This is a genomic window from Nocardia sp. CA-119907 (genome assembly GCF_050955995.1).
Taxonomy (GTDB): domain Bacteria; phylum Actinomycetota; class Actinomycetes; order Mycobacteriales; family Mycobacteriaceae; genus Nocardia.
This window is the reverse complement of the sequence record NZ_CP192091.1, coordinates 2,125,279-2,143,198: the sequence shown is the minus strand read 5'-3', so window position 1 is coordinate 2,143,198 and position 17,920 is coordinate 2,125,279. Positions and strand designations below refer to the sequence as shown.

Annotated in this window: 17 protein-coding genes and 1 tRNA gene; 15 read left to right on the top strand and 3 right to left on the bottom strand. The window is 62.8% G+C overall.

Translation table 11 applies throughout. The features are described from left to right. Nucleotides 1-71: 71 nt before the first annotated feature. The 8 genes from ACQP2D_RS09570 to ACQP2D_RS09535 all read left to right on the top strand — a co-directional run bounded on the left by ACQP2D_RS09570 (nucleotide 72) and on the right by ACQP2D_RS09535 (nucleotide 7,168). Nucleotides 72-893, top strand: a complete 822-nt coding sequence (locus tag ACQP2D_RS09570; protein WP_433683354.1) for a replication-relaxation family protein — start codon at nucleotides 72-74, stop codon at nucleotides 891-893. After that, nucleotides 890-1,486 (top strand): MT-A70 family methyltransferase, encoded by a 597-nt coding sequence (locus ACQP2D_RS09565; protein ID WP_433683353.1) that lies wholly within the window; start codon nucleotides 890-892, stop codon nucleotides 1,484-1,486. Before ACQP2D_RS09570 ends, ACQP2D_RS09565 begins: the two co-directional genes overlap by 4 nt. Nucleotides 1,487-1,607: 121 nt before the next feature. Continuing rightward, nucleotides 1,608-1,967 (top strand): hypothetical protein, encoded by a 360-nt coding sequence (locus ACQP2D_RS09560; RefSeq protein WP_433683352.1) that lies wholly within the window; start codon nucleotides 1,608-1,610, stop codon nucleotides 1,965-1,967. A 250-nt stretch (nucleotides 1,968-2,217) separates the two neighbouring features. Beyond that, the gene (locus ACQP2D_RS09555; RefSeq protein ID WP_433683351.1) at nucleotides 2,218-2,610 is read left to right on the top strand and encodes a helix-turn-helix domain-containing protein; all 393 of its coding nucleotides are present in this window, start codon (nucleotides 2,218-2,220) and stop codon (nucleotides 2,608-2,610) included. Between the two features lie 144 nt (nucleotides 2,611-2,754). Continuing rightward, nucleotides 2,755-3,426 (top strand): ImmA/IrrE family metallo-endopeptidase, encoded by a 672-nt coding sequence (locus ACQP2D_RS09550; RefSeq protein ID WP_433683350.1) that lies wholly within the window; start codon nucleotides 2,755-2,757, stop codon nucleotides 3,424-3,426. Then, the gene (locus tag ACQP2D_RS09545; protein WP_433683349.1) at nucleotides 3,423-3,740 is read left to right on the top strand and encodes a helix-turn-helix domain-containing protein; all 318 of its coding nucleotides are present in this window, start codon (nucleotides 3,423-3,425) and stop codon (nucleotides 3,738-3,740) included. Before ACQP2D_RS09550 ends, ACQP2D_RS09545 begins: the two co-directional genes overlap by 4 nt. Further along, nucleotides 3,737-5,329: a tyrosine-type recombinase/integrase gene (locus ACQP2D_RS09540; RefSeq protein ID WP_433683348.1), complete on the top strand. Its 1,593-nt coding sequence runs from the start codon at nucleotides 3,737-3,739 to the stop codon at nucleotides 5,327-5,329. The genes ACQP2D_RS09545 and ACQP2D_RS09540 overlap by 4 nt, the downstream gene beginning before the upstream one ends. A 9-nt stretch (nucleotides 5,330-5,338) precedes the next feature. Next, a complete protein-coding gene (locus ACQP2D_RS09535; protein WP_433683347.1) occupies nucleotides 5,339-7,168 on the top strand; it encodes a recombinase family protein in 1,830 nt (609 codons plus the stop codon). 120 nt (nucleotides 7,169-7,288) lie between these two features. Here ACQP2D_RS09535 and ACQP2D_RS09530 read toward each other — a convergent pair whose 3' ends face one another. Then, complete coding sequence (locus ACQP2D_RS09530; protein WP_433683346.1) at nucleotides 7,289-7,780, bottom strand: helix-turn-helix domain-containing protein; 492 nt, start codon at nucleotides 7,778-7,780, stop codon at nucleotides 7,289-7,291. A gap of 63 nt (nucleotides 7,781-7,843) precedes the next feature. On the opposite strand from ACQP2D_RS09530, the gene ACQP2D_RS09525 reads away from it, so the two are divergent. Both ACQP2D_RS09525 and ACQP2D_RS09520 read left to right on the top strand, forming a co-directional pair. Beyond that, complete coding sequence (locus tag ACQP2D_RS09525; RefSeq protein ID WP_433683345.1) at nucleotides 7,844-8,674, top strand: alpha/beta fold hydrolase; 831 nt, start codon at nucleotides 7,844-7,846, stop codon at nucleotides 8,672-8,674. 609 nt (nucleotides 8,675-9,283) lie between these two features. Next, nucleotides 9,284-9,451: a hypothetical protein gene (locus ACQP2D_RS09520; RefSeq protein WP_433683344.1), complete on the top strand. Its 168-nt coding sequence runs from the start codon at nucleotides 9,284-9,286 to the stop codon at nucleotides 9,449-9,451. A gap of 242 nt (nucleotides 9,452-9,693) precedes the next feature. On the opposite strand, the gene ACQP2D_RS09515 is transcribed toward ACQP2D_RS09520, so the two are convergent. Continuing rightward, the gene (locus ACQP2D_RS09515) at nucleotides 9,694-10,233 is read right to left on the bottom strand and encodes a DUF6223 family protein (RefSeq protein WP_433683343.1); all 540 of its coding nucleotides are present in this window, start codon (nucleotides 10,231-10,233) and stop codon (nucleotides 9,694-9,696) included. 122 nt (nucleotides 10,234-10,355) lie between these two features. On the opposite strand from ACQP2D_RS09515, the gene ACQP2D_RS09510 reads away from it, so the two are divergent. Then, nucleotides 10,356-11,585 (top strand): sensor histidine kinase, encoded by a 1,230-nt coding sequence (locus ACQP2D_RS09510; protein ID WP_433683342.1) that lies wholly within the window; start codon nucleotides 10,356-10,358, stop codon nucleotides 11,583-11,585. After that, nucleotides 11,582-12,250 (top strand): response regulator transcription factor, encoded by a 669-nt coding sequence (locus tag ACQP2D_RS09505; RefSeq protein WP_433683341.1) that lies wholly within the window; start codon nucleotides 11,582-11,584, stop codon nucleotides 12,248-12,250. Before ACQP2D_RS09510 ends, ACQP2D_RS09505 begins: the two co-directional genes overlap by 4 nt. A gap of 401 nt (nucleotides 12,251-12,651) precedes the next feature. Here the strand turns inward: ACQP2D_RS09505 and ACQP2D_RS09500 are convergent. Beyond that, nucleotides 12,652-12,724 (bottom strand) — tRNA-Ala (locus ACQP2D_RS09500). A 163-nt stretch (nucleotides 12,725-12,887) separates the two neighbouring features. Between ACQP2D_RS09500 and ACQP2D_RS09495 the strand changes: the two genes are divergently transcribed. The 3 genes from ACQP2D_RS09495 to ACQP2D_RS09485 all read left to right on the top strand — a co-directional run bounded on the left by ACQP2D_RS09495 (nucleotide 12,888) and on the right by ACQP2D_RS09485 (nucleotide 17,893). Beyond that, nucleotides 12,888-14,357, top strand: coding sequence for a DUF222 domain-containing protein (locus ACQP2D_RS09495; protein WP_433683340.1), 1,470 nt, complete (start codon nucleotides 12,888-12,890; stop codon nucleotides 14,355-14,357). Nucleotides 14,358-15,192: 835 nt separating this feature from the next. Then, nucleotides 15,193-15,525: a transglycosylase family protein gene (locus ACQP2D_RS09490; RefSeq protein WP_433683339.1), complete on the top strand. Its 333-nt coding sequence runs from the start codon at nucleotides 15,193-15,195 to the stop codon at nucleotides 15,523-15,525. 412 nt (nucleotides 15,526-15,937) lie between these two features. Then, on the top strand, nucleotides 15,938-17,893 hold the full coding sequence (locus ACQP2D_RS09485) for an MFS transporter (protein WP_433683338.1): 1,956 nt from the start codon (nucleotides 15,938-15,940) through the stop codon (nucleotides 17,891-17,893). Nucleotides 17,894-17,920 lie beyond the last annotated feature (27 nt).

The following is a 17,920-nucleotide window of genomic DNA, read 5'->3' as shown; positions in this document are numbered from 1 at the left end:
TTCCCGTAACGACTGATGGTGCCCATTCGGGCACCACACTCCCAGCAGGGCGGCCCAAACGGCGTATCAGCGTGCGGCGAGACGTCTGGTCCATCGGCGATTCGATCAGCGAAAGGGACTGGGTAATCCTGCGTTCTGTGGCCGAGCATCGGTTCCTCACCGTGGCCCAGATCCATGCGCTTCACTTCGGTGAACTCACGCCCGGTTCGGGCCTCCGCATCACTCAGCGGGTGCTTTCCCGTCTGCGTGAGCTTCGGCTGCTGGGCGCGTTGGATCGCCGCGTTGGTGGTGTCCGGGCCGGGTCGCAAGGCATGGTGCATTACATCGACACCAACGGTGAACGTCTGCTCAAGGCCGAATCCGGCAGGCCGGTGCGGCGGCACATGACCGACCCGAGTGAAACGTTCCTGAAGCACACGCTGGCCGTCGCCGATACACACGTCTCACTGGTGCAGGCACATCGGGCAGGCAACTCGGAACTGCTGGCTTGCCAAGTGGAGCCAGCCGCCTGGCGGCCGTACGTCGGTATGGGTGGTGCCCGGCTTGTTGTCAAACCGGACCTGTACGCCGAAACCGTTGCTTCGGCAGACAGCGAGTACGAAGACAGCTGGTTCATCGAGATTGACCTCGGCACCGAGACCATCCCCCGGTTGATCAAGAAGTGCCGGGATTACGAAGCGTACCGGCGGATGGGCATCGAGCAGGAGCGAAGCGATGGCGCCTTCCCCCAGATCATTTGGAGCCTGACGGCCAAGGACCCAGCCAAGGCCGAACGGCGGCGGGTGGCCCTACGGGATGCCATCGAGCGGGATCGTGAGCTGCCGAGCGAACTGTTCCATGTCATCGCGCCGGAGGAACTCATACCACTAATGCAGAGAGGAGGTGACGTATGAACGGAGACAAGAAGATTGATAGGACCAGCCCAACCAAGCAGGTGAGGAGGTATCGGACGCTGCTCGCGGACCCACCGTGGCCGACGAATCAGAAAGGCAGCTGGGGCGCCAGTCAGCACTACGACTTGATGACCATCGAGCGGATCAAGGCTTTGCCGGTCGCCGAGCTGGCCGAAGACGATGCGTTCCTGTGGCTTTGGGTGACCAACGGCACCCTTCGCGCTGGCTACGACGTCATGGAGGCATGGGGTTTCACTCCGCGGTCGCCCCTCACGTGGATCAAGCCCCGACTTGGCTTGGGCCAGTGGCTCAGAAATATGTCCGAGCACGTCATTCTCGGCACCCGTGGTCACGTGTCGGTGAACTTCCGAGGCCAGCCAACATGGATGTTCGCTGTGCAACAGGAGCATTCGAGGAAACCGGAGGAGTTCTATTCCGTTATTGAGCGCATCTCCGATGGACCGTACCTGGAGTTGTTCGCGCGCCGGCCGTGGCCTGGCTGGGACGCCTGGGGGAATGAAATCGACTCAGCGATAAGCATCCCCGGCTACCCGGTGCCGTCGGATCACAACACAGACGTGAGGGCGGCCTGATGGGATCAAAGGCACGCGCAGGCCCGTCCCCTTGATGCCGACCATTGACCTCGTCGGTGCTGTGCGGCCGTCGTCGTAAGCGAACAACGCTTACCGGCCGCTTGCACCCGAGGAGGTTGCAATGTCCGCACCCCATGACTCGTCCCCCGAAGGCCAGAAGAAGCGAGTGGCGATTGACCTCGACCCCAACCGGCATACGCAGATGACCTGGATCAGCCAGTTGCGCGGCAATGGCATCGCCCAGGAGGTGATGAATGCAGTCGACGCTCACCTGGAGGCTGCCAAGCGCGATCCGGCACTGCAAGCCAAGGCCGATCAGCTGCGGGCCGAGATGGAACGGGAGGTGCAAGCCAAGCAGGCTGCTCTTGCCAACTTGTTCGCCACGTCGGAACCGCCGACGGCTGACGACGGCGAACAGCCCACGAATCGTCCGAAGTCCCGCCGAACCGTAAAGGCAGACGAGGGAGCAGACGAGGCGTAAGGCACCTGCATGGTGTTGATGGCATCGACAGCGTTGTCGATGCCATCAAGTGGGGCCGGGAGGAACGCGAATCGAGTATCAGAACTCTTCGCCACCAATCGGCCCCACGTAAAAAAACGCTATGAAACACAAATGGGCGAATTGCAATAGTTAATAATTATTTAACGTTGTAATTTTAGACTAAAAGTGTTGCTTCAAAGCTACACGCGAGTTATGGTAAAAGACACGCGAATAAACGGAGACTTTCACCATGAATAAGGAGAACATCAGAAACTCTGACACTTTAGGCATTTTAATTGCCGACAAGCGCAAGCATCTCTCTCTTACCGTGCGCGAGGTTGCTCGACGTTCCGGCTTGACCACCACCACCGTAAGCCGCATCGAACAAAGTACAGTAAGCAAGCCAACACCGGATGCCTTGCGTGCTCTCGGGCGCGTCTTGGGAATTCCAACCGTTGACCTATTTATCGCCGCAGGATGGATGACTATTCCGACGATCAAGCAGAGTCTGCGCAAGAGTTACCCTCACGCGACCGATGAAGTGCTGCGCGAGATGGAAGCCGAACTCAAGTATGTCGCCGACAAATACGGTTTGACTGCGGAGAATTCCGCACCCCGCGCCAGCCAGCCTGATTCACTCTAAGCAGGATCTCAGCTCGCTTTCCTACGATCAAAACGAAAGGAGAGATTACCTAAAGTGTAAATAATGACATTCATCTCACGCCAACATACACACCGAAAGGAAATGCCCCACTACGACTAATGACACCCGGAAGGAGAAACTGCCATGCTCCAGACAAAAATCTTGTCCATCAACCGAAAAACCCAAATACCGTCACCAACAACCAAAGCGCAGTACGGCTTGACCATTACGGAGCTGCGTTCCCTGATACCAAGGCGCACTCGCATATCGGTTGCCACCGCTATGCAGGTGGCGGAACAGCAAGCCGATGCCTTGGTGTGGCGCCACAAGCTCAGCGGGAGTCCCTTACTGCCGATCCCGGCGACGGTCATCACCGAAATTAAGCGCCTTCTGGTTATCGAGACTGATCAGGAGATCCCCGGCGTGTCGATGTGGGATCGCCATTCAGGACGCTTCGAGATCCAACTGGCGCGCACAGATATTGCAGCCCAACGCTTCACGCTTGCATGCGAGTTCAAGCACATCTTAGATTATGACAACGTAGATCGACTGTACCGCGGTAGCCCAACAGAATGCCCTGCAAGCCTTGCCGATCGGGCTGCGGACTATTTCGCTGCGTGCCTGTTGGTGCCGACCGAACTACTGAAACAAGCCTGGAGGAACGGCGTTCACACCACGAAGGAATTAGCCCGCCTGTTTGTTGTGAGTGAATCCCTTATCCGGGAACGGCTCGATCAGGCGGGGCTTTCCATCACCAATGAATCCGGCGAACGTCGCCATCTGCTCAGCGGCCTTCCAGTAGGAGTCGCGGCATGACGGGGCTCGACGAAGGAACGAAGGCCACCCTCCAAGTGCTCGGACAGGTGGCACTTCGGCTGGCAGAGGGCCAGTCGGTCGAAAAGGACTGGCTGATTGAGCAGTTCGCAGACAATCGGGCGGGCGGTAGTACGGGGAAGTTGCTCACAGTCGCGGAAGCTTGTGCACGCCTACGGATTAGCAGGTCCAACCTCTACAACCTGATCCATCAGCGAGAGCTAGCCACAGTCAAGATCGGGCGACGTCGGTTCGTGCCTGCTGGCGAAACAGATCGGTACATACAGCAGCTCATTCGTATCGGAGGCCAGCAGTGAGCGGGCGTCGGATCTCTGGCGAAGGCACGGTTTACCGCCGTAAGGATGGCCGTTGGGAAGGTGCTGCTTACCTGGGAACCATCAACGGCAAGGTTCGTCGCCTTCGTGTGTACGGCAAAACACGTGCGGAGGCGAACAACAAGCTCACTGTCCGCTTGGCCGACGCCCAGCGTGGCATCCCGATTCCTGATCAATCCTGGACGGTAGGTACCTATCTCGACTATTGGCTTCGCGATATCGCACCAACCACACGCCGACCGAAGACGATGGAGCAGTATTCGGCAACGATCAGGCTCTACCTCAAGCCGATGGTCGGGTCGTATGCCCTGGACCGACTGACCGTCGCGACGTTGCAGCAGATACTGAATCAGGCACTGGTCGATGGGAAAACGATCAGGACAGTTCGACTCATTCGTACAGTTCTGAGTGCCGCCCTCACGCGAGCAATGCGTGAGGAACTGGTGACACGCAACGTCGCGCGGCTCGTAGAGTTGGAGCAAGCTCCTCGCAAGGAGATCACTCCGTGGACAGCCGAAGAAGGCAGCCGATTTCTCAGCTACGCACAATCCCATCCGCTATATCCAGCCTTCCTGATGCTCGGAGTATATGGGCTCCGCCGCGGTGAAGTCTTGGGGTTGCGTTGGCAAGATATCGACTGGGATCACAACGTCATCCACATTCGGCAGCAGTTGCAACAAATCGGAAATCATCTCGAAGTTGGTCCAGTCAAGACGATCGCCGGTCAGCGCGATCTGCCGCTGTTAGATGTTGTCCGGCAAGCACTTCGACAATATCAGGAACACGCGCAGCGCGGCGCACTGCCTGATGAAGTAGCGAATGCCGATGGTGTACCAGGAGATATCCAAGTCTTGGATAGTCACGGCGGATCATCCTTTAACCATGACGCTGTAGCTACGCGTCTGAGTGATGAGGAGATCGCGGACATCATAATCCGTGGCAGGAACGGGATGCCGCTGTGGCCACGCAATTTCGTTCGCGCCTTCCACTTGCTGTGTGAGAAGGCTGGCGTCCGTCGGATCAAGTTACATCACCTGCGGCATGGTGCAGCCACCCTGATGAAAGATACGGGCGCGCCAGCGCGCGATGCGCAATTGATCCTCGGTCACTCTCATATCTCGACCACGCAGCAGATCTACCAACACGCCGATCTGCCCACTCAACAAGTGGCACTCGACCGTGTTGGTCGGATGCTGATGGATGCGTTTGACGGCTCACGTAGCCGTCAAACTCAGCCGTCAAGCGTTGAAATCGTTGCTGAAAGTGCAACAGAGATCTTGCCAAAGAAAAAAGTCGACCTCAGTTTTAGTCGACTTCTTTCCATGGAGGGACCAGTGGGGCTTGAACCCACGACACCCTGCTTAAAAGTAATCCCGAGGCTAGTAAAGGACCCATCACTGACCTCTGTTATTGGACAACTACGGACCCACATACGCGTACATGTGATTGGCTCCGTTGCCGTCAACTTAGCCGTCAATCCGGACCAGCTTAATTGTGTTGTGTGGGAGTGGATTCCACTGCGCACTGCCCTTACGCCGATCACTATTCCGTTCCTCAACCAGCGTCGTTAGGAGACCTCCGTGACCACACGCCATGCTCGCGGCCCAGTCCAACCTGGGAAAGCCGTTCTGCTGCTTCGTGTCTCCACCAAACGGCAGCTGGAAACCGCCGTCGACATCGACCCTGACGGCCTGTCCATCTTCACCCAGCGCGAATGGGGGCAGAGGAAGGCCGAGTCGATCAACGCCGAGATCATCGAGGAGTTCATCGAACCTGGACAATCCGCCAAGACGATCGACAAACGCCCCGTCTTCCGAAAGCTCCTGCGCTACTTGGCCGAACATCCTGAGGTCAAGTACGTCATCGTCTACATGCGGTCGCGTGCCTTCCGCAATCGGTTCGATGCCGCGATCATCGAAACCCAGCTGAAGGCAATGGGCGTACGGCTGATCAGTACCAAAGAGGACTTCGGCGAGGGTCCGCACGCCGAGGCCATGGAAGGCATGCTCGACGTGATGAACGACCTGATGAACAAGCTGCAAGGCTTGGACATCCAGGAGAAGATGCGCACCAAGGCTGTCAACGGCGGCACGCTCGGGTTCGCCAAGGTCGGCTACCTCAATGTGCGGGTCGAGTTCGAGGGCAAGCAGATCAACACCGTCGCGCTTGATGAGAACCGCGCCCCGTTGGTCCGCAAAGCCTTTGAGCTGTATGCCACCGGTGACTACAGCCTGGATCGGTTGGAAGCCACTATGGCCGATCTCGGCCTGACCGCCCGTCAGCGCGGGAAGATTCCCGAGCGGCCAGTGTCATTCCAGCTGTGGCACAAACTGCTCCAGAACCCTTACTACGCCGGTTGGATCGAGGTCGACGGCGAACTGTACCCAGGCCGCCACGAACCGATCGTGACACAGGAGCTGTTCGACCGCGTGCAGGACGTCATGAACTTCCGGAGTCGGCCAGGTCAACGTGACCGCGTATTGCAGCACTACCTGAAGGGTGGGCTGTTCTGCGATCGGTGCCAGTCGGTTGGACGAACCGCCCGCCTGATCTACACAGAGGCCAGAGGAAGGAGCGGCAACCGTTACGAGTACTTCCTGTGCCGTGGTCGCCAGGACGGCGAATGCGATCTGCCGTATCTGCCTGCCGAAGTTGTCGAACAGGCCATCGTCGACCACTACGCCAGCTTGCAACTACCGGCGGACTTCGTCACCGAAGCCCAAACGCTCCTGGATGGAATCTTGGCGGACGAAACCGCCAGCACCCGCGAGGTACACGCTGGGCTGAAACGACGGCTCAAGGAGTTGGACGCACAGGAAGAACGCCTGGTGGATCTGGCAGTGGACGACGCGATGCCGAAAACCAAGATCAAGGAACGGCTGCGGCGCATCCGGACAGACCGCGCCGGTATCGAGGAGCAACTGTCCGCGACGACCGCGGAGCTGGCGGTCGGTGCTGAGGTACTGAAGCAGGCACTCACGCTGATCACGAACCCTCGCTCGCTCTACGAAACCAGCGTGGATGACGTTCGGCGTCACCTCAACGAGGCGTTCTACGAGAAGATGTACCTGGACGTCGACGGCGTGCGATCTGACGAACTCAGGCAACCGTTCGCTGATCTCCATGAGGTGGCGAACGCAAGGCAGATATGCCACCAAGGGACACGGCAGGCTCAGGGGCACAGAAGCGGCCGAAACGTGAAAAGCGGCCCTACTCTCCCCAGTGCCCTAAAGGTCACTGGTTCGAGTAAGACCGCTCTTGTGGAGCTAAGGGGACTCGAACCCCTGACCCCCACAAAGAGGTTCATGAGGCTCATCGGTCCGGCGAGGCATCGACGTTCTGCACCGACACCAACGATCGCCCCCACGACGGCAACGGAAGTGGCCGCACCGGCCCGGCTCCGATACTAACGAATTACGTTCGGCCACAAAGGAAATACAGCGCACAGCGAGGAACTCCCGTCAGGATCGAACTGCACGGCCTCCCCACCGGGCTACCCCGAACGCACCCCCCACAACGAATACTCAACCTCAATGAGCCGCTCGTCGGAACGTCAAGTCGACCGGCGGCAACGCAGCCTCCCGGCCACTGAGCCCGAGACGGTCCGTGACGCCGAGCAGACGACTGAGCAGGGAAAAGGCTACGCGACCGACGATGCCCCTTCGGCTCCGCGAGCAGTCCTCCCCCTGTAGGCACCCGACGTCGACGTCACATCGATGACGAAAGAGTGGGGTAACTACGAGTTGATCGTGCGGTGTCATCGCGCTGCTCACCTCGGGGGAGACGGTCGGGCGGTCGGGGCGCAATCGGTAGGAGCGTTCCGCCGCGCCGTGCACGCGTCGCTCGTCACGGATCTCGAGCATTCCGCCCTCCGTGAGCAGGCCGAGCTGCCGGTAGACGCTGGTTCGGGGCACATCGGGCATGCGGTCGCACAACTCTCCTGCAATGCGCAAACGGCCGCCGGACAGTGCGTGGATGATGCGCAATCGCACCGGGTGCAGCACCAACTCGGTCGGGTCCATTCCTCAACTATCCCATATCTGGTACCATTCCCAAAGTTGGGATTAAACGGAAGGGTGACCCCGATGCGGGATGTTCCTGGTCGTCGAATGACGGTGAACGGCAACGAGATCTACTTCGAAGAGTCCGGCACCGGGGACACCCTGGTGGTGTTCGAATCCGGTGGTGGCGCCGGGCGGACGCTCTGGGATCGGGTGGTGCCGTTACTCGGCGACATCGCGCATATGGTCGCCTATGACAGGGCCGGTCGCGGCCGCAGTGGCAGCCCCGCCGAACCGCAGAGCATCGACGACATGGCAGCCACCCTGGTGGCATTGGTCCGGGCGCACGCGTCGCGCCGGTTAATCCTGGTAGGCCACAGCATGGGCGGGCTGATCGTCCGTCGCGCCGCCGAAACGCTCTCCCCGTCCGGGCTCGTCCTCATCGACCCGACACCGGAAGCCGCTCCGAACTACGACAATTGGGCGCCGACCGCCAAGAAGACCGACCGAATCCTCGCCGTGCAGCAGGCGCTCAGCCACGTCCCACCGCTGATGCGGATGCTGACCCGCTCCTATGGGCGCAAGTTCCCCGCCGATAGCTACGCGACCATGCTGTCCGAGGACTTCACCCCCGCCGGGCTCGCCACAACCCGGCATGAAATAAGGGCCGTCGCGGGGGCGATCGACGAATTCCGCCGCCGCCCACCAGAACCGCCGAAATCCGCCGTCATCGTCATCTCGGCGATCCACGCCGCCCGCTACCAGGCCCGCAATCTCGACCTCATGCGCGAATACCAGCACAGATACGCCGAACAGGTCGGCGCTCAATACGAGGACGCCGTCTCCGAGCACATCATCCCCGCCGAGCGACCCGAGCAAGTCGCTGCCGCAGTTCGCCGACTGATAAACGCTTAGCATCGCAGGAACAGTTATGGAGCAATCCAGCAAAGCCGAGGATCCGCGACACCAATCACCCGAGTTCGAGAGCGAAACGCCCCTTCCGAGCTACATGGCCGGTCCCTACGAGCCCGCCGGAATCGGGCAGAACTGATACCGACCAAGGGATCTCGGCCAGCGAATGCCATGCTCCCGGCGGCTACGAGAAAGCTTGAACTCCCACGCGGTCGAACTGGTTCGATATGCTAACTGGCGGAACGACTTTCGGTCATACGCCGCGATGCCATGCGGATCCGTCGGGGCTATATTGCTGGAGCGGATAGTACGGCCGCGAGTGTTGTTACGCAGGAAGGACATCGACTGATGACAGTGCGGCGAGCAGCGGCAGGGGTCGTGGTGTCGGCAGGGATCGGTGCGTTGATGTGTGGAATACACGCGACGCCGGCGCAGGCGGATCCGCTACCGTAATGGGCGCCGTTCGGCACCACGCTCTACACCTTCGGGGATGCGAATTTCTGTGCTGGGACGATCGGCGTGGCGGTGGAGGCCGCACCGTAGCTGCCCGGCCACGTGACACCACTGGGTTATCAGCGCGGGCCGTGCGGCAATCACGTGATGCTGGGATGGGTGGGCTCAGCGGGTGCGCGGGCGCGAGATGTGTATGTGCACACCGATGCGGCGCCGGGCGACACCGTGACCGTGGACCTGTGGGTGGGGATGGGTCCGGCCAAGATCATGGCCGACACTTGGCCGATCCAGGGCCCGTTCGCGGAGTGGTATCTGCTGGTGCCCTAGCGGGGCAACGATGCGAACCGTGCTCGCACAGCCTCCCGGCCTGCTCGGACTGCACGCCTTCGTGTCCGACTTCCGACAGCGGGCCGACAACCTCACCGACGCCTCCGCTGCACGCCATTCAAGCGGTCGCCGCGGCGTCGTAACGACCACGATTCACGCCGGCGCCACACGTCGGATTCGCTCCCACGAATAGCGGACCCAGGCGGTCCGTCACTCGCAGCCGACGGCTCTAATGACTTCTGTCAGTTGATCTTCGGATCGGTCGAGGGCGCGACGGTGCGGTGAGCACGGGCCAGCGTCAGCCCGCCGAGGACGATCCCGGCAAGTGCTATCACGACGGCAACGATCGCTCCGGCTCGCCCGTTGCCTGTTCCGAAGCCGGCTGCAGACCGAGCCCAATGCCATACGCCGAGCGCAACACCGGTCAGCCCCAAAGCCTGGGCCAGGATTGCTTCAATGCGCCCGGTGCCGCGGCGGGAGCGGACCACGGCAAGCACGCCGACGGCCACGCTGGTCAGAGCGACGACGGCGGCCACCATGGCCCCGAACCTCCCCGAGCTAGGACCGTAGCCACCGACCGCGACCCAGACGTGTGCGGCTGCGGGTGCGGCGGACAGGTGATGGATGAACATGGCGATTCTCCTTCGAGCCCAGGACGAGCGGCAGAGGCGTCGAAACGCGGTGACGGCGATGCGGGGCGCACGGGGCCGAGCCGGTGGGGGCTCAACGCTTCGACATTCACAAGAGAGATCATGCGTCGCGTTGGCGGCGCCGGCCTCCACCTCCGATCGACAGGGAATACGCCATTCCCCGTATCCATTTCGCTCCCACCTACGCCCGTTGGCGTAGACGGCCGCGCGGCGGTGGGGAGTGTTTCCTCACCCGCGCACCATAGGATCGCGACATGGAAGAGCATCGTCTGGCAACGCTGCGCCTGCCTGCGGCGGTGCAGAATCTGTTGCTCACGCTCTTCATCACCGTGATGCAGGTGCAGGGCACTATGGTCCGCAATGCCGGTGAGGTGGTGTCGCGTCCGCTGAGCGACCTCGGATACCTCGGATACATCCTGCTGATCGTGAGCGGTCTAGCCGTTGCCGTCCGCCGCCGATGGCCGCTACTGGTGTTCGTCATCACCGCGCTCGCCAGCCTGGTGTATTACTTCGTCGGTTTTCCGGACGGCCCCACGTGGCTCGCGCTCTTCGTCGCCCTGTACACCCTCGCGGCGTACGGCGACGGGCGCCGGTCGCTGCTGACGGCAGGGGTGGGCATCCTCGTGCTCGCGGTTTTCTGGCTGATCGCTTCCGCCGACATCGAGCCTCGCGCTGCGATCGGCTGGGTGTATTTCCGCATCGGTGTGTCGGTGATGAGCGCGGCCCTCGGCGAGTCCGTCCGATCCCGGCGGGTTATCGCCACAGACGCTCAGGAACGCGCCGAACTGGCCGAACGCACTCGAGAGGAGGTCGCGCGGGCGCGGGTCGACGCCGAACGGCTGCGGATCGCGCGCGAGGTCCATGACACCGTCGCGCACGCCATAGCCATCATCAATGTTCAGGCCGGTGTCACCGCGCATGTACTCGACAAGAAACCGGAACAGGCCCGCGAGTCCCTGCGCACCATCGAACAGACCAGCTCACGGGCACTGAGTGAGATGCGGGCCGTGCTCGGCGTTCTTCGCGGTGACGACAACGATGACGGGCGCGCACCCTATCCCGGGCTCGGACAGGTCCACGAACTGGTCATCGGGGCCCGCGACGCCGGACTCGACATCACTGTCGAGGAAAACCTGCCCGCCGCCCTGCCGAGTGCGGTGGGCTATGCCACGTATCGCATTCTGCAGGAATCGATTACGAACGTGATCCGCCATGTCGGCCCGACCCGGGTGACGATCGCGCTCGACCACGATGCCGACGCGGTGCAGATCCGCGTGACCGATGCGGGGCGGCCGGCGTCAGCGGACCCGCACCCGCGAGCGCGGTTCCCGACCGGCACCGGCGCGGCCGCCAGCCGTGGGATCCTCGGGATGCGTGAGCGCTGTCAGCTGCTGGGCGGAGAGCTCGACGCCCGGCCACGCATCGGCGGCGGATTCGAGGTCACGGCACGATTGCCCTTCGCACCCGCCGGGTCGCGACTGTGAACGCAGCGACCATCAGGGTGCTGCTCGCCGACGACGAAGGGCTCGTGCGATCCGGCTTCAGGGTGCTGCTCGACCTCGAAGACGACATCACCGTGGTGGGCGAAGCCACCACCGGCGCGGAAGCCATCGAGCAAGCCCGCGCGACCCGCCCCGACGTCGTCCTTATGGACATCCGCATGCCCAAGCTCGACGGCATCCAGGCCACCGCCCACATCGCCCGCACCCACGGGCTCGAGCGGACCCGCATCCTCATCCTCACCACCTACGACACCGACGCGAATGTCTTCGAAGCACTCCAGGCCGGTGCCAGCGGTTTCCTCCTCAAGGACGCCGGACCGGCCGAGCTGCTACACGCCATCCGGGTGATCGCAGCCGGAGACGCGCTCCTCGCGCCGCGCATCACCCGACGCCTCATCAGCCAGTTCACCGCGCAGCAAACCGCCACCCAGGCCGCCGAAGAGACGCTGGCCGTGCTGACCCAGCGCGAGCGCGAAGTGCTGGCGCTGGTCGGCCAAGGCATGAGCAACGCCGAGATCGGTACCGCACTGCATCTCAGCCCTGCCACCGCCCGCACCCATGTCGGTAACGCGATGCGGAAACTGGGCACGCGCGACCGCGCACAACTGGTTGTAATCGCCTACCGGACAGGACTGACCCGGCCCTGAATGACTTAGCGGCAGGTTCGCTTGGCTCCGCACTGGAGGCGTGGATCCCGTTACTCCGCGTCAGATCGCGTTGTACAAAGGACCGCGCTCGCCAGGACTCCCGGCGTGGATGGGGTACCCCCACGCCGCCGACGAATTGAGCGGCTGAACGAGAGTTACGCCAACCGGGCATCCGCACATGCAGCCGGGCGCTCGGGCGGCCCGTATCCGCTGAGGTGCCAGTAGATCTAGGAATCGCCCTGTATTGCCGCATATCGGGCGCACCGAAACTCGGCTCTGCGCTTTCGGATGCCCTCGATCACCACCCCACCGGCCCATCCAGAATCCGATGCAAACCGTGGGTAGGGCCGAATAAAACAGGTCAGGCCCGGTTAAAAACCGGGCCTGACCTGGTGTTTCTGTGGAGCTAAGGGGACTCGAACCCCTGACCCCCACACTGCCAGTGTGGTGCGCTACCAGCTGCGCCATAGCCCCGAGTGGTTGCTTTCAGGTTTCCCTGACTGCCTGAACGAAGTTACACCACTGGCGTGTCGGCAACCAAATCGCCTTGATTCAGGGGTGGCGGAGGGGGTTGCAGAACCGTAGAATCGAACATATGTTCGATAGCGACGATCTCTCATCCGTGGACTTCGGGTCCATGAGTGACGAGAGGCTGATCGATGCCCTTCGGGCGGCGCATGGGCGGGCGGCGGTGGCGCAGGCCGCTGAGGTATTCGCGGTGCGGGAGTTGTATCGGCGGCATCGGGCCGATTCTGCGGAGCCGGGGCCAGGCGGGGTGCGGGCCGGGGAGTTCGCGGCCAGCGAGGCCGCCGTGGCATTGCAGATCGACGAGGGCACGGCGGGGGCGTTGATCGATATCGGTCTGGCACTGGAGGATTCATTGCCGCAGACGCGGGCGGCGTTTGCCGCGGGGCGGATCGATCTGGCGAAGGTGCGGGTGATCGTGGACAACACCCGAGCGGTCGCAAGGGAGGTGCTGGACGTTCTCGAACCACGGCTGCTCGAGGCGGCGGGGCGGAACAATTCGGTGCGGCTGCGGCAGGCGGCGCGGCGGTGGGCGGCGCGATTGGATCCCGGCGGGGCGCAGCGGCGGCGGGAGTTGCGCCAGGACGAGCGGGATGTGCGGCTGCGGGCGGTGCAGGACGGCATGGCGGTGTTCGACGGGTTGCTACCCGCGCCGGGTGCGCAGACGGTTGCGATGCGGTTGCGGGAGATGAGTCTGCAGGTGTGCGCGTCGGATCCACGGAGCATGCCGCAGCGGCGGGCCGACGCCCTGGTGGCGCTGGCGGATGGGTCGGGGCGGCTGCGGTGCCAGTGCGCGCGCGGTGCGCGGTGTTCGAAGTTCGGGATACCGATCGAGAAGCCGCGCAGGCCCTTGATCCAGATCGGGATCCCGGCGGATACCCTGCTCGGCATTCAGGAGGCACCGGCTTTTCTGGCCGGATATGGGCCGATCGACGCGGCGCTGGCCAGGATTCTGGCCGAACATGCTCGCTTCCAGGTGATTCCGGAACGATCGGCCACCGACGACGCCCGGCCCGCCGCCGAGGAGGCGGCAAAATGGTTGCCGTCGCCGCGACTGGAACGTGAGGTGCGCGCGGTCGACGGCATGTGCCGCTTCCCAGGTTGCGTCATGCCCGCCGCAGAATCCGAACTGGACCACAATCACGCCAACGACCGGCGGTCGGACCGCAGCGGACGAACCATTCGCACCAACCTGGCCGTACTGTGCACCCGCCACCGTCGCCTGAAGACATTGGCGGACAACGAGAGACTCCCCTGGCGCACCTGGCGCGCCGACCTGGACCGCCTGCAATGGACCGCACCGACCGGCGACATCCACACCACGGTCCGCGAAGGCGCCCGCTACCTCTTCCCGCGCACCGACACCGACGCCCCCGTCGCCCCATACACCGGCCACCACCGATCCGAGCCGATCGAAGCACCCGCACCGATCCCCGTCCGCCCCGCCGATCGCCCAACCGCCGAAGACATCGCCTACCCCCTCGACGGCTACATCGTCGTACACGGCCAACTACGCCGAATCCACCCCGAAGACGAGATCCCCGAAGACACACCGCCCCCAGCCCGAGCCCCCAGCGACTGACCAAGCCGCCTTCCAGTCCGACAGCAATCACCAGCCGCAGCGGCGACCACCGGGTAGCTGGGTGCGACCAGCGGGCAGCCGGATGCAGGTAAACGTCGAGAACTATGTCGGCAATGGAGCGCGGCCGTTCCCAATCGCGCACGGATGCCTGGGACGATGTACGGCTGATCACGGGACCACCCAGGCGGTGCCACAAACCTCACATCGCCGTTAGCGACAACGCACACCCAATTGCAGGAGCCATGTGCGCTCGTCATCGTCGGACCTTATCGGGCATCCGGTCCCCATAAGCCCGCTACGGGCCCAAATTCCCGTATCAGCTCCGCCGCTTCTATCAGGCGTTGCCAAACCAATCGCCATGTCGGATGGCTCGATTTGTTCGATCCCGTGAAGCCGATCGGATTCACAATTACCCCGACAGATAACTGCTGCACCATGCGTAACAGCTGGCAGGCATGCCGAAACCGCTGCCGAACCGGACATTCATCCCAGGATTCGCCGGGAGCGGGCGATGCAGGTCACTATTTCGCAGTGATCCCGAACACATAACGTAACTATCACGCCTTGCCGCAGATATACATTTTCACCCATTCGAACTGCGGGAATATCAAAACTCTGGCGCCAGGCTTCAGGCAATTCGGACGTTATCTCTACGTGATCTGCCGCGAATTCTTCGCTACCGTCGTCGACAGCCCTGATCAACGAGACGGGCTCGAACGCGAACCGCCGAACGCCGGTAACCCTGCCCCGCGGTTCCGAGGATCCCCGACATCGCTGGGGGCAGGGACACGGCGGGAAGTTCGCCGGAGCCGAGCGGGCGCAGCCAGGAAAACACATGACTCAGAACCGCAAGTTCACCCGCGCCCTCGGTATCGCCGCCGTCGCCGGTGCCATCGCCGCAGTTCCGTTCGGTCTGTCCACCGCCACCGCGTCGGCCGCCGGCCACAACTGGGACGCTGTTGCCCAGTGCGAGAGCAGCGGCAACTGGGGCACCGACACCGGTAACGGCTTCTCCGGCGGCCTGCAGTTCACGCAGAGCACCTGGTCCGCCAATGGCGGTTCGGGCAGCCCGAGCGGCGCCAGCCGTGAAGAGCAGATCCGCGTGGCCGAGAATGTTCTCGCCACCCAGGGCCCCGGCGCTTGGCCCGTGTGCGGCGCTTACCTGTAAGCCCAGATCTTCCCAACGGGGTCCGTGCCAGCGGCACGGACCCCGTTGTCGTCGGTCCCGCCACCAGACTCGAACCACCGAAGTCGGATAGCACCGGAAACCATTCCAGCAACTATTCGGCGACTCAGCAAAGATTTCCGCCTACGCCAGCCGACCACCTGCGGCACAGTGGAATCGAAAACCCCTCCGCGACGGTGGAATTCGCGATTCCCGCGCCCGTCCGCACGGTCAACCACCAGTCCCGCTCAGCGGTACCGCCCATTTCGGTTACGCAATCAATCGGTCTCATGGCCCGAAACACCTGCGGTAAGTGATTCATATCACTACCCTGTTTCCACCCGGCAACTCGTCCTGGCCCGCGGACGGTTCAGGTTCCTTTACGAAATGCCGTGGCTAGAAAGGCATCTCGACCATGAGCTCGACCCAGACCGCAGAGCCGCCGACCCTGCTCACGGGGCTGTGGCAGCGCAAGCTACCGCACTATCCCGATACTCCCGCCCGCTCCTGGTATCTGGCCCTGGTGGTCATCACATCAGTGGCGCTGTACTACCAACTATTCGTCACCGGAGCGGTGGGAAATGAGCTGATCGCCTACTTCCACCTATCCTTCCGGTACTTCGTCGGGATCTTCATCGCGGGCGCCGCATTCGGCGCGGCCGCCTCGGTGCTCGCCGGTCTGCTCGACCGCTGGGGACGAGCCAATATCGTCGCCTACGGCGTGGTGATCTGCTCCCTGCTCACCCTGTTCGCCGTGCCCGCGACCACCAGCAAGGAGGCCTACCTCGTCGTCTACTGCGTGGTGAGCATTGTCGAGGGCGCGGTGCTGGTGGCCACACCGGCATTGATTCGCGACTTCTCCCCGCAGTTGGGCCGGGCTTCGGCCATGGGCTTCTGGACCCTCGGGCCGGTGCTCGGCGCCTTGATCACCACCGAAATCTCCACACACACCCTCGGTGCCCATCCCGATTGGCAGTACCACTATCGGCTGTGCGGTGTGATCAGCATGGTCATCGCGGTATTCGCGGTGATCGGCTTGCGTGAGCTCAGTCCGGCGCTGCGTGACCAGATCATGGTGTCGATGCGCGACCGCGCGCTGATCGAAGCGCGGGCGCGCGGATTGGACGTCAGCACGCTCGAGCACGGGCAATGGCGGCAGATGCTGCGCGTCAATATCGTCGGATCGGCGCTGGCGATCAGCCTGTTCCTCGCCTACTTCTACACCATCGTGTCTTTCCTACCCGTTTATATGGCAACCATTTTCGGGTTCAGTTCGGCCAAGGCCAATGCCCTCGGAAATTGGTATTGGATCGCCAATGCGATCGCGCTGGTGCTGGCAGGTATCGTTTCGGACTACGTCAAGGTGCGCAAGCCGTTCATGATCGTCGGCGCACTCATCAGCATTGTCGGATTGTTCGTATTCCTCGGCTACACCGAGAAGCCCGACACCGGGTACTACACGTTCGCATTGTGGTTGAGCGTCATTGCGGTCGGCGCGGGCATCGCCTACGCCACGTGGATGGCCAGCTTCACCGAGACCGTGGAGAACCGGAATCCGGCCGCGACCGCGGTTGGTCTCGCGGTCTGGGGCGGCACGCTGCGCGGCGTCGTCACCATTGTGCTGTTCGGCTTGCTGATCGTGATCAATACAGCTGGCACGCTGGTCAACTACGGTCCTCGGCTCGCCGAGATCCAGCACAAGTACGGTCCACAGCTCGCGACCATTCAGACGGTCGGCACGGATACTCTCGCGGCACTACAGCAGAACCCCAATGATCAGGCCGCACAGGTCGCGGCGCTCACCAAGCTGACCGGTGCGTCACCCGCCGAGATCCAGACGACCGTCGGGCTCAATACCCGCTATCCGCAGGAGCTGGCGACACTGCAGGCCATCGACCCGGCCACGTTGGCGACGCTGTCCACCAATCCGGCCGATGCCGCAGCAGGGCTCGCGGCGGTCGGCCAGGTCGCGAAGAAGTTCGGCATCCCGGTGGACCAGGCCATCGCACGCCTGCAGGCGACCCAGCAGCTCCCGGCCGCCGATCTCGCGGTCGCCGCCAAGGTGGGCCCCAAGCTCACACAGGCGACAGCGCAGCTGCAGTCGGTCGGCACCATCCCCGCCGATGACCAGGCCTATCTCGCCGCCCACGCCACCGAGGTGCAGCAGGCGGCCAAGGATTCGCCGGGACAGTGGAAGCGCTGGTGGTGGATCTGCCTGATCGCGCAGGTGGTATTCCTGCCGTTCGTCTTCCTGATGTCCGGACATTGGAGCCCGAAGAAGGCCGCCGCGGAGGCGAAGGCGCACGACGAGCGTGTCGAGCGCGAACTCGCCGCGATCAAGGAAGAACCGGAACCGGAACCAGCCGGGTAGTGCGTCGTGCCGGGCGCTGCAGCGGCA

Bases quoted from the DNA above. Each gene is read 5' to 3' on its own strand.
- ACQP2D_RS09565 (WP_433683353.1), top strand. From the start codon at position 890: ATGAACGGAGACAAGAAGATTGATAGGACCAGCCCAACCAAGCAGGTG.
- ACQP2D_RS09560 (WP_433683352.1), top strand. From the start codon at position 1,608: ATGTCCGCACCCCATGACTCGTCCCCCGAAGGCCAGAAGAAGCGAGTG.
- ACQP2D_RS09555 (WP_433683351.1), top strand. From the start codon at position 2,218: ATGAATAAGGAGAACATCAGAAACTCTGACACTTTAGGCATTTTAATT.
- ACQP2D_RS09550 (WP_433683350.1), top strand. From the start codon at position 2,755: ATGCTCCAGACAAAAATCTTGTCCATCAACCGAAAAACCCAAATACCG.
- ACQP2D_RS09545 (WP_433683349.1), top strand. From the start codon at position 3,423: ATGACGGGGCTCGACGAAGGAACGAAGGCCACCCTCCAAGTGCTCGGA.
- ACQP2D_RS09530 (WP_433683346.1), bottom strand. From the start codon at position 7,780: ATGGACCCGACCGAGTTGGTGCTGCACCCGGTGCGATTGCGCATCATC.
- ACQP2D_RS09525 (WP_433683345.1), top strand. From the start codon at position 7,844: ATGCGGGATGTTCCTGGTCGTCGAATGACGGTGAACGGCAACGAGATC.
- ACQP2D_RS09510 (WP_433683342.1), top strand. From the start codon at position 10,356: ATGGAAGAGCATCGTCTGGCAACGCTGCGCCTGCCTGCGGCGGTGCAG.
- ACQP2D_RS09495 (WP_433683340.1), top strand. From the start codon at position 12,888: ATGAGTGACGAGAGGCTGATCGATGCCCTTCGGGCGGCGCATGGGCGG.
- ACQP2D_RS09490 (WP_433683339.1), top strand. From the start codon at position 15,193: ATGACTCAGAACCGCAAGTTCACCCGCGCCCTCGGTATCGCCGCCGTC.
- ACQP2D_RS09485 (WP_433683338.1), top strand. From the start codon at position 15,938: ATGAGCTCGACCCAGACCGCAGAGCCGCCGACCCTGCTCACGGGGCTG.